The sequence below is a fragment of the Paenibacillus chibensis genome (genome assembly GCF_004001045.1).
GTDB classification, from domain to species: Bacteria; Bacillota; Bacilli; order Paenibacillales; family Paenibacillaceae; genus Paenibacillus_AQ; species Paenibacillus_AQ chibensis.
Window position 1 is genome coordinate 91,667 of the sequence record NZ_BIMK01000032.1, and the last position, 11,101, is coordinate 102,767.

10 protein-coding genes are annotated in these 11,101 nt (G+C 51.8%); 2 read left to right on the plus strand and 8 right to left on the minus strand.

Annotated features, from left to right (window positions below; translation table 11 throughout):
• Positions 1-75: 75 nt before the first annotated feature.
• From ymfI to PCH05_RS21455, 5 genes are all read right to left on the minus strand, one after another.
• Positions 76-849 (minus strand): elongation factor P 5-aminopentanone reductase, encoded by a 774-nt coding sequence (gene ymfI, locus PCH05_RS21435; protein ID WP_127605700.1) that lies wholly within the window; start codon positions 847-849, stop codon positions 76-78.
• Complete coding sequence (gene yfmH / locus PCH05_RS21440; protein WP_127605702.1) at positions 849-2,129, minus strand: EF-P 5-aminopentanol modification-associated protein YfmH; 1,281 nt, start codon at positions 2,127-2,129, stop codon at positions 849-851. The genes ymfI and yfmH overlap by 1 nt, the downstream gene beginning before the upstream one ends.
• 3 nt (positions 2,130-2,132) lie before the next feature.
• Positions 2,133-3,416 (minus strand): EF-P 5-aminopentanol modification-associated protein YfmF, encoded by a 1,284-nt coding sequence (gene yfmF / locus PCH05_RS21445; protein ID WP_127605704.1) that lies wholly within the window; start codon positions 3,414-3,416, stop codon positions 2,133-2,135.
• Between the two features lie 132 nt (positions 3,417-3,548).
• Complete coding sequence (gene sleB / locus PCH05_RS21450) at positions 3,549-4,367, minus strand: spore cortex-lytic enzyme (RefSeq protein WP_127605706.1); 819 nt, start codon at positions 4,365-4,367, stop codon at positions 3,549-3,551.
• A gap of 248 nt (positions 4,368-4,615) precedes the next feature.
• The gene (locus PCH05_RS21455; protein ID WP_127605708.1) at positions 4,616-4,996 is read right to left on the minus strand and encodes a winged helix-turn-helix transcriptional regulator; all 381 of its coding nucleotides are present in this window, start codon (positions 4,994-4,996) and stop codon (positions 4,616-4,618) included.
• A 133-nt stretch (positions 4,997-5,129) separates the two neighbouring features.
• On the opposite strand from PCH05_RS21455, the gene PCH05_RS21460 reads away from it, so the two are divergent.
• Both PCH05_RS21460 and PCH05_RS21465 read left to right on the plus strand, forming a co-directional pair.
• Positions 5,130-6,314: an MFS transporter gene (locus tag PCH05_RS21460; protein ID WP_127605710.1), complete on the plus strand. Its 1,185-nt coding sequence runs from the start codon at positions 5,130-5,132 to the stop codon at positions 6,312-6,314.
• 43 nt (positions 6,315-6,357) lie between these two features.
• Complete coding sequence (locus PCH05_RS21465) at positions 6,358-7,200, plus strand: aldo/keto reductase (RefSeq protein ID WP_127605712.1); 843 nt, start codon at positions 6,358-6,360, stop codon at positions 7,198-7,200.
• 68 nt (positions 7,201-7,268) lie between these two features.
• On the opposite strand, the gene PCH05_RS21470 is transcribed toward PCH05_RS21465, so the two are convergent.
• The 3 genes from PCH05_RS21470 to PCH05_RS21480 form a co-directional block, all read right to left on the minus strand.
• On the minus strand, positions 7,269-9,926 hold the full coding sequence (locus PCH05_RS21470) for a DNA translocase FtsK (RefSeq protein WP_127605714.1): 2,658 nt from the start codon (positions 9,924-9,926) through the stop codon (positions 7,269-7,271).
• Between the two features lie 79 nt (positions 9,927-10,005).
• A complete protein-coding gene (locus tag PCH05_RS21475) occupies positions 10,006-10,224 on the minus strand; it encodes a YlzJ-like family protein (RefSeq protein WP_127605716.1) in 219 nt (72 codons plus the stop codon).
• Positions 10,221-10,937 carry a ClpP family protease gene (locus tag PCH05_RS21480; protein ID WP_246049856.1) on the minus strand — a complete coding sequence of 239 codons (717 nt, stop codon included), beginning with the start codon at positions 10,935-10,937 and terminating at the stop codon, positions 10,221-10,223. The genes PCH05_RS21475 and PCH05_RS21480 overlap by 4 nt, the downstream gene beginning before the upstream one ends.
• Positions 10,938-11,101: the final 164 nt, after the last annotated feature.

Consider the following 11,101-nt stretch of genomic DNA (forward strand, 5'->3'; position numbering starts at 1 on the left):
GTAATATAACCTCAAAGAACCGGGCCTATACAAGAAGAACCTTCCAAGTGGCTTGGAACCAGAAGCCGGCCGGCATCAGGTGATCCAGCCCCCGTTGGGGCTGATGACCTGGCCATTAATATACCCCGATTCCGGGAGCGCCAAAAAGTACACGAGCGATGAAATTTCATCCGGGGTAGCCAATCTCCCGGCAGGAATCTCCTCCTCGAGCATGCGTTTCTCATCCGCATCGAGATGACCGAGCATTTCCGTGTTGACGGCGCCGGGCGCAACCGCATTCACAGTAACCCCCGAAGGGGCTAGCTCCTTCGCAAGCGCTTTGGTGAAGGCATTGATGCCTCCCTTGGTGGTTGAATACAGCACCTCGCAGGAAGCCCCGGAGATGCCCCATACCGAGGACATGTTAATGATCCGGCCGTACCGCTGGGAAATCATATGAGGCATAAAAGCCTGCGTACACAAAAACAATCCCTTTAAATTCACCGCCATCACTTCATCCCACTGCTCTTCCGTCACATCCGCAAGCATCCCGTAATGCGAGATGCCGGCGTTATTGATCAGGATATCCGGCAGCAGGCCATGGCTTTCCAGCTTGTCGCGCATGCGGAGAATCTGCTGGAGATCCTTCAGGTCCGCGGAAACCGTCAAAACTTTTGCCCCATGCTGCATGCAGCGTCTGGCCACATCGTTGGCAGCCTCATGTGATGCGCCGTAATGGATCACGACATTCATGCCAACCTGCGCAAAGCGCTCAGCGATCGCTGCGCCGATTCCCCTGCTCGCGCCTGTGACCAAGACCGTGGTCTCGTTCAGTGCTTTCGTAAACTTCTCTTCTCCCATGCCGCTCATTACGGGTTCACCACAATTGACACCGCGAGCTGATTCCAATCGATATGCTCATGTAGGCGGTCGTTGACTTCTTGCAGTGTAATCGATTCATATGCCTGAACCACGGAGAAGAAATCGCTGTCGCGGAACTGGTAGCGGGTGAATTCATGGGCGATATTTTCCGGTGAATTCAGCATCCGCAAATATCCCCCGATTTTCTTTTTGCGGGCCCGTTCGAAATCAGCCTCCTTGAAGCCGTTCTGAAGGATCTTGTCGACTTCCTCCCGTAGTCTGGCCAGCAGCTTATCCGGATCCGGCGTATCCCCTCCTACCGCGGAGAAAGCATACTGAGGCGAGCTGTTGTATTCATGGGAGAAGCTGTCGGAAATGAGCTCCTCGTCATACAGCTTCTGATACAGCTCGGTGCTTGAACCGAACAGCAGATCCAGCATAAGCTTGCTCGTCAAATCGCGGCGGAGCAGCTCGCTGCCGGTAGCTCCCACATGCTTTTCCTTAAATCCAAACAGACATTTAGGCATGGATACCGTCAATTTGGCAACGCGGCGCTTCTCGGCCACCTCGATCGTCTCCGGATCGAAAATACGCTCGATATCCCCCTGCGGCTTGTAATCTTTGGCTTCCTGGTTGGCACGAACCAGCGCGAAGATTTCTTCGGGCTTGACGCCCCCCACCACAAACAGCAGCATGTTGCTCGGATGATAAAAAGCGTTGTAGCACGTGTACAGTGTTTCCTTGGTAATGGTGCTGATGGATTCCACGGTCCCCGCAATGTCGATGTGAACCGGATGAATTTTGTACATCGCCTCGATCAAACCGAAGTATACCCGCCAGTCGGCATTGTCGAGATACATGTTGATTTCCTGGCCGATGATCCCCTTTTCCTTCTCCACGTTCTGATCGGTAAAATACGGATGCTGCACAAAATTGATCAAGGTTTCCAGGTTCTTATCGATATTTTCTGTAGCCGAGAACAAATATACTGTTTGGTCAAAGCTTGTAAACGCATTGGCCGAGGCTCCGTTGGTAGCAAATGTTGCGAAAATATCGCCCTCCGGCTCTTCGAACATTTTGTGCTCCAAGAAGTGGGCGATGCCGTCCGGCACAGAGATTTCCTCCTGCCCTTCCACGCGGAAATGGTTATCTACCGACCCGTATTTGGTCGCGAATGTGGCGTACATTTTTTGAAAGCCCGGCTTAGGCAGCACATACACATGCAGCCCGTTATCCATGACTTCCTTGTACAGGGTTTCCTGTAAGTTGTCGAACTGAAGTTTCTCCACCGGTTATTCCTCCTTCTGCCCCTTCAGGAAATAGATCGTATCCAATTCAAAGGTTGCCGCGGCAGCCTTGACATCCTCGATCCGAATGGCTTCCACCTGCTGCAGCAGCTCGGCTCGCGGGCGGTCCTTTCCGGAAAATTGGCGGTTGAAATCATACGCGATCATTTCAAAGGCGGAATCATCGATTTCCAGCAGCAGATTGCGAATCATCGCCTTCGTCTGTGACATTTCGAGCTCGGTAATGTTGCCGGCGCGCATTTCTTCCAGCTGCTTTTTGATGATCTCTAGCGCTTTTTCATAGTTCTGAACCTCGATCCCGGATTGGATCGTTCCGATGCCTTTATGCCCGTCATAGCGCGAGGACGCATAATAAGCTAGACTGGCCTTTTCGCGGACGTTCATGAAGAGCTTCGAATGCGGATAGCCTCCTAAAATGCCGTTATACATAAGGACTGCGGCATACTGCTCATCGGCATATGTAATGGATGTGCGCAGTCCCAGATTCAGCTTGCCTTGGCTTACTTCCATTTTCTCCACGACCGTGCGGACCTCATCCGCTTTTCGGACGGAAGTTTCCTGCTTGTAGGACACGTCATTGGAAGCCGTATCAAACGAAAAGTGTTTATTCACAAGCCCGGCGACCTCCTCAAGGGTCGTATCGCCTACCACGTACAGATCCATGCTGGCGTTTTCAAGCCAGTGCTTGTAAGCTCCGTACAGACTTTCAGGCGTAATCCCCTCCAAATCCTTGCGCTGGCCTAGCGGATGCAGGCGATAAGGCTCATTGCGGCACATTTCCTCAATGCAGCGCTCGGAGGCATACCGGATTTTATCGTTAACGATGGCATCGAGCTTTTTACGCACATTTTCTTTCTCGGCCGTAACGTAGCTGCTGCGGAAATGCCCGTCTTCGAGCGCCGGCCGCGTGACCACTTCTCCGAGAAAAGCGAAGGACGCCTCCAGCAGACTGCCTTCACTTTTGACAAAAGAATCATTGATGGTGTCCATGCGGAACTGAACCATTTGATAATTGCCTCTTTTATATACATCAAAGCCGAATCCCGCTCCGTACATTTGCTCCAGCTGCTCGCGGAACTGTCTCGTCTCCGGGTAGGATTCGGTTCCGCGTCTTAATACGAATGGAGTCAGGGCCGTTGCCGTAACCGTATCCTCCGCGAGCGGAATGCCGGTATAAAGCGATATGGCAAATGTTTTGAAGCGCTTCGTGGGCAGCACGTGAATCCGCATGCGCCCCGCGTTTCCATGTTGAAATGCTGTTTTATTCAAGGTCCATAACTCCTTTAGCCATGAATTTGTCTTGCAATTGCCTTATGAATATGTTCCATTCTATACCAATACAAAGTCAAGAAGCAACCGAAGACAAACCCTCCGGTTGCTGTTTCCGGGCCAAAAAAAGCCCTACATGCAAAAGATATGCTGACCGATGGTTTTGACCTGCGGCCGGGACCAAATCCACTTCGAGGTCGCCGTTTTAGGGTTGAAATAATACAGGCAGCCACCGGATGGATCCCAGCCGTTCAAGGCCTGCTGTACCGCCTTGCGGGCTACTTCATTCGGTTCAAGCCAAATCTGTCCGTCGGCTACGGCCGTAAACGCGCCCGGCTGGAAAATGACGCCGTGTACCGTATTCGGAAAACTTGGCGATTTGACGCGGTTCAGGATTACGGCAGCCACCGCGACCTGTCCCTCGAAAGGCTCGCCCCGAGATTCCCCGTAGACCGCGTTAGCCATAATTTTCAGGTCATTTTCCGATAAGCCCATCGTATTCGCGGAAGCCATCGGCTCGCTTTTGTCGCCTCCGGCATTATTATTGTTTCCGGCTGCTGGCTCCTTGGCTGCAGTGTTTTCGGAAGGCTTCCAATTTTTCGTGGCGTTATACAGCTTCAGCTTTGTTTTGGCCCCTACCGTCCCGTCCACTTTCATGCCGAATTCGGACTGAAACCATTTGACCGACTTCAATGTCGTCCAGCCGTATTGACCATCGATTTTGCCGCTATAGAAGCCAAGAAATTTCAAGCGTCCCTGAAGCTCGTAGATGTCCTGTCCGGAAGACCCATACTTCAAAACGGTCGTTCCGAATGTCGGAATTGCTTCTTCTGTAACAGGCTGTTGAGCGGATGCAGCCTTATCCTGCGTTCGAGGTTGAACACCCGCGAATACCGCAGCTGACAAAAGGACCAGAAGTCCAAAGATCATCCCCAATTTTGCTTTTCTCATTTGGCAGCTCTACCTTTCTCTTGTGAGTGTGACTAGGATGGCTACGGTTATTATGACAAGAGCAACCATGATCTATACACATTGCAAAAGAAAGGTTGGAAATGGCCTGAGACATGCCGGTAAATGCGCCTATTTGCGCCAAGTGATCAGAAGACAAACAACGGCCTGAAGTACAATGGCTTGTACAACGGGCCGCCCATTCATGATTTTAGATTCATTGATGTTTCCTCTATAAAATAATTACATCGTTATGACTCGATAACCGGCTCGCCCGGCTTGTTCAAAATGTTGTCTTCGAGCACCGTGAATTTATCGCCGTATTCCCGGATAATATGCTTCTCCCCCCATGCGCACAAGGAATCAAGAATGGACTTCAGGCTCCATCCATAGTCGCTGAGCTCGTACTCGACTTTGGGCGGCACCTCGCTATATACGATCCGGTTTACAATTCCGTCGTTCTCCAACTCGCGCAGCTGCTGCGTCAGCATTTTCTGGGTAATGTTCGGCATCAGACGGCGTAAGTCGCTGGTCCGTTTTTTGCCATACGTCAAATGGCAGAGGATGACGCATTTCCATTTCCCCCCGATGACCTCTAACGTCGCTTCCACGGATATATTGTATTTTTTCATGCTGTAACCTCCGATCGATGTATGGGAACCTTTTGGTACCTATAGTACTTAAAAGTGCGTACTGTTCATTTCGGCTACCGGGCTTCATAATAGCATTCACCGGCCGGGATGACCAGACAGGAGTGAACAGAAAATGCATCAAAACAATAAAAAAAGCATCTTTGCGCTTCTGGCATTAGCCATCAGTGCATTTGCAATCGGAACCACCGAATTCATTAGTGTGGGACTGCTCCCCCTCATTGCGAGGGATTTGAATATATCGGTAACACTTGCGGGACTGACGGTAACTCTTTACGCCCTGGGCGTTACCATCGGGGCTCCCGTACTGACCTCGCTCACCATGAGCATGTCACGCAAGAAGCTGTTGATCGCGATCATGCTTGTATTTATAGCCGGGAACAGCATGGCCGCTTTTGCGGGTGGCATAGCGATGCTGCTCGCGGGACGGATCATTGCGGCGCTGGCGCATGGCGTGTTTATGTCGATAGGTACGACCATCGCCGCTGATATGGTGCCTGAAAACCGTAAAGCGGGGGCGATCGCTATCCTCTTTTCCGGGCTTACGATCGCTACCGTCACCGGCGTGCCGCTTGGCACCTGGATCGGTCAACAGGTTGGATGGCGCTCGGCGTTTGTAACGATAACCATCATTGGCATCGTGGCCCTGGCAGCTAACATGATCCTGATTCCCAAGCAATTGCGCAGCGGAGTGAAAACACCCGTGAGAGAGCAGGTAAAGCTGGTCACGAACCTCCGTCTGCTCCTTGCCTTTCTGATTACCGCGCTGGGCTATGGCGGGACGTTCGTTGTCTTTACTTATTTATCCCCACTGCTTCACGATATAACAGGATTTAAAGAGTCAACCGTCGCTTTCATCCTGCTGCTGTACGGAATCGCCATTGCCATCGGAAATTTCATCGGAGGAAAGGCGGCAAACCGCAATCCGCTATCCGCACTGCTTGTGATGTTTATCCTGCAGGCGCTGATATTGCTGCTCCTTTCATTTACGGCTCCGTTCAAAGCGGCGGCTTTGATCACCATATTCATGATGGGCCTGCTGGCCTTTATGAATGTCCCCGGACTGCAGTCGTATGTCGTAATGCTTGCTGCGCGTTATGCTCCCCAGGCCGTGGATGTAGCCTCGGCTGTAAACATTGCCGCGTTCAACGCGGGAATTGCGCTTGGAGCTTATTTAGGCGGGATCGTTTCGGATAAGATCGGCCTTATCCACACCGGCTCTGTCGGTGCTGCGATGGTGGCTGCCGCTGTCTTGCTTACCCTTTGGAGTAAATTATTGCAAAGAAAAGAAGCTTTATAAGTTGTACAAATTAACATAAGTTCATCATAAGGAGGAAGTCATCATGAAGCTGCATCTGCAAAGCACGACCAAACTTTACAACGGAGTGGACATGCCCTGGTTAGGTCTTGGTGTTTTTAAGGTCGAAGAAGGATCGGAGCTCGTTGATGCTGTAAAAGCCGCCATTCAACATGGATACCGCAGTATCGATACGGCAGCCATCTATGCTAATGAGAACAGCGTTGGCAAAGGCATCCATGAGGCGTTGGCCGAAAATAACCTGCGGAGAGAAGATCTTTTCATTACGTCAAAAGTATGGAACAGCGATCAAGGCTACGAGGGAACCTTAGCCGCCTATGAAGCCAGCCTCGCCAAGCTGGGCCTGGATTATCTGGATCTGTACCTGATCCACTGGCCTGTGGCCGGAAAATACAAAGACACCTGGAGAGCTATGGAAAAGCTTTATGAGGAAGGACGTGTTAAAGCGATCGGGGTAAGCAATTTTCACGTTCATCATTTGAAGGATTTGCTGCTGGAAGCCCGCATCAAACCGATGGTCAATCAAGTTGAATTTCATCCCTATCTGACTCAGAACGAATTATATTCGTATACCCGAGAGCAAGGGATTCAAATGGAAGCCTGGTCTCCCCTCATGCAGGGCGAGCTGTTGAACCAGCCCGTTCTTCAGGCCATTGCGGATAACCATGGAAAATCAGTCGCTCAGGTGATCCTGCGCTGGGACCTTCAGAAGGGAGTCGTCACGATTCCGAAATCAACCAAAGCGCATCGGATCATGGAAAACGCGTCTCTGTTCGATTTTGAACTGACAAGCGCTGAAATGGAGCAGATCCATGCCTTAAACCAGGATCGTCGCGTCGGTCCAGACCCTGACCATTTTGACTTCTAATTGCGTCTCTAAACAGAGCGAACAAGACGAAAAAGCAGCCAAGGACGATCCTTGGCTGCTTTTTTGCTTTATGAGCTGATCCGGTTCTGCTGCTGATACTGCTCCAGCGAAACCAGTACTTCACGCGGTTTGCTGCCCTCATACGGCCCGATGATACCTCTGGCCTCCATGGAGTCAATCAATCTGGCTGCACGCGTATAGCCTACTCTCATTCTTCTCTGCAGCAGTGATACCGAGGCCTGCTTCGCTTCCAGGACGATCTGCACGGCCTGATCGTAGAGCTCATCCAGTTCCTCGTCACCACCAGACTGGCTCTCATCCACTTCGGGAACCAGCGATTCATCGTATTTCGCTTCGCCTTGCTCGCGTACATAATTCACGATGGTTTCCACTTCCTGGTCGGTCATGAAAGCCCCCTGAACGCGTATCGGCTTTGATGATCCCATCGGCATAAAGAGCATATCGCCTCGGCCAAGCAGCTTCTCCGCCCCTGCCATATCCAGTATCGTTCTGGAATCGACCTGCGAGGAGACGCCGAACGCGATTCGGGATGGAATATTGGCTTTGATGACGCCGGTAATAACGTCAACCGATGGCCGCTGCGTAGCGATGATCAAGTGAATGCCTGCGGCACGCGCCATCTGGGCCAGGCGTGTAATCGCCTCCTCCACGTCATGGGCGGCGACCATCATCAAATCCGCCAGCTCGTCCACGATTACGACGATGTAAGGCAGTACGGCCGGCAGGTTGTCCTTCATCAGATTGTTATAGCCTTCGATGTTGCGCGTGCCTGATTTGGAGAACAGCTCATAGCGCTTCTCCATCTCGACGACGATCTTTTTGAGCGCCAGAGAAGCGCGCTTGGGATCCGTCACCACCGGCGCCATCAGATGCGGGATACCGTTGTATACGTTCAGTTCGACCATCTTGGGATCGACCATCAAAAACTTGACTTCATCCGGCTTGGCTTTGTACAAAATGCTGGTAATAATGCCGTTGATGCACACCGATTTACCCGAACCTGTAGCCCCGGCCACAAGCAAGTGGGGCATTTTGGCCAGGTTGCCGACGATGGTCTGGCCCGATATGTCCCTGCCGAAAGCAATGGACAGCTTCGACTGGGCATCCTGGAAAATCGGCGTTTCCATGACTTCGCGCATCGTAACCAGGGATACTTCGTTATTCGGAACTTCGATCCCGATGGCGGATTTCCCCGGAATCGGCGCTTCCATACGGATATCCTTGGCTGCAAGCGCAAGCGCAATGTCATCCGTCAGGTTGACGATCCGGCTTACCTTAACCCCGATATCCGGTTGAATTTCATACCTGGTTACGGCTGGTCCGCGGACCACTTCCAGTACTTTGGCGCGCACGCCGAAGCTCTCCAGCGTCGCCTCAAGTTTGCGGGCGGTCTGCATGTAATCATTCTGATCACCGGCCTTTCCGCTATTTTGCGGTTTAGCCAAAAGCTTGAACGGAGGAAGCTTGTAAGGCTTCGGCGGTGGAGCGGGCGGCGTGGTCGCCATAAATTCCGCCTCGCCTTCCCCTTCCGCGGGAGCCGCTTCCCCTGTGGATGCGTTATGGGTACCAACCAAAGCGGATTCGGGTTCCATCGCGTCCTGAAATCCGTCATGCTCATGCGATGACGGGATGGGATCTAGCATCGGTTCATTGTCATCCCAATCCTCATCCTCTGCATTCCCTTCTGATTTCACCTGTTCGAAGAAATCCCGGATGATCGGAGATGGCGAATGATCCTCCTCCTCCCTTGGCCAATGCTCCACGGGCGGCGAGTCGTCCTCCGGTTCTTCCTCGTATTTGTACACGGGAGCATGTCCCCCGGCATTTCCGGAATGTTTGCCGATCGGCTCCAAGATATCGTTGCCATCCAGCTCATCTTCCTCACCTTGCAGGGGCGCGTGCTCTGGCTTCACGAATTTGCTGCCGAAGAGTTGAAAAAACACCGGCGTCGAACGTTTGGCTTTTGGCGGCACAAAGTCTTCCAGCTCGTCCTCTTCATCCTCGTCCGGAAGCTGCAGCTGCCGTTTGCGGGTCGCTGTTTTTGGAGCGGTAGCGACCGCATGGCGCTTTTGATCCACCATTCTCTTTTGCATATTGCTGCCCGCCTGAACCACGCGCTTGCGTATAATTCGCATCAGGTCCACGTAAGACAGATTCGTTATCAGCATAAAACTGATGATAAACATGACGATCATTAGCAGCTTGGTTCCCGGGTTCCCGAACAGCCAGAACAGCATGGCATACTGAATCGCCCCGGCATAACCGCCGCTGATATCCTTATTCATCATGGAATGATCTTTGGAAGCCGTAGACGATATTAAAGCGCCATCCAAATCATTATGTACTTGAGATATAATATGTCCTGCGCTTAAGCCGGGGACAGAAGATAGCTTCTTTTCCAAAGATGAAACGCTGCTCATGAGCGTCAAAGCCAGGATCAACAGCACGATCCCGCTTTTTCGCGTGCTCCAGCGACTGGGCCACTTCCGTTGAATCATCACGGCGAGTCCCAGATAAATGCCTATAAGAGGAATTACAAAATAGAATCGGCCAAGGAGAAGTCCGAACATTTTGGATAAAGACCACCCTACCGCCGCTTCGCCGGATAAGGCGATGACAGAAAGGGTGATCAGAATAATACCGTAGATTTCGTATTTCAGAACATTGGTCAGCAAAGCCTTTTTCCTTTTTTTGCGTTTGGCCAAAACTTGTCACCCCCGGAATCCCATTATACCATATAATACCGTGGGCACCTATGTTCTGTTTTTCGAAACGAGCTAGTTTTTAACTGGAGGGAACGTACTGTATAATCTGACCCGGGGCAAAGGCCGGATTGAGGTAATTGTCTAGCGGACCGTCCAGCAGCCGTATGATCTGCGCCCGATTGAAATCCAAAGGACGAACCTCCATCAAAACGCCTTTTACCCGCACCTCGGCCGATGGATCCTCTTCCCCCCGGTGCTCCCACACGTCTTCAAGCGGCATGATCGTATGCAGGGTCATTGTTTGATCCCCTCCGCTTCCAGCGATCTCTTGCCGTCGTCGATCAGCCGGTTCAGCTTCGCCAGTGCCTGTCCGATGCCTCCCACTTCGTCCATCAGCCCGTATTTGACGGCATCCAGCCCACCCACGGGTGTGCCCACATCGCGATTCAGCTCCCCTGTCCGGAACATCAATTCTTTAAACTTGCTTTCCGTGATGCGTGAATGAGAAGTCACGAACCGCACAACGCGCTCCTGCATTTTCTCCATATACTCAAAGGTTTGCGGCACCCCGATGACGAGGCCGTTCAGCCGGATCGGATGTATGGTCATCGTCGCGCTTTCCGCGATAATCGAGTAGGTAGAGGACACCGCGATGGGGACGCCGATGCTATGTCCGCCGCCAACGACCACGGTTACGGTCGGCTTCGTCAAGGAAGCGATCATTTCGGCAATGGCCAGTCCCGCCTCCACATCCCCGCCAACCGTATTCAAAATAATGAGGATTCCGTCAATATTTTTATTTTGCTCCGCCGCCACCAGGGTCGGAATGAGATGCTCATACTTTGTCGTTTTATTTTGCGGAGGAAGGACCATATGTCCCTCGATTTGTCCCACAATCGTCATACAAAAAATGTTGGATTCATTCGCTGCGGGCACATTCATTTGGCCCAGCTGCTGAATCGCATCCAGTGCCGCCTTCGTTTGGTTTTCAGGCTGCTGTTCGTCCGGCATTGCCGGCGATTCTTCCATATGGGGTTGTCCTTGTTGATGCGACATGCTTTACCCATCCTTTCAGTAAGCGGGATATATTCATGCTGCTTAGTATGGCGGTTCCAAGAGTGATATTATTCCTTCTTTGATTTCCACACTTTGCGAGTAAAACACCTGGTATGAAA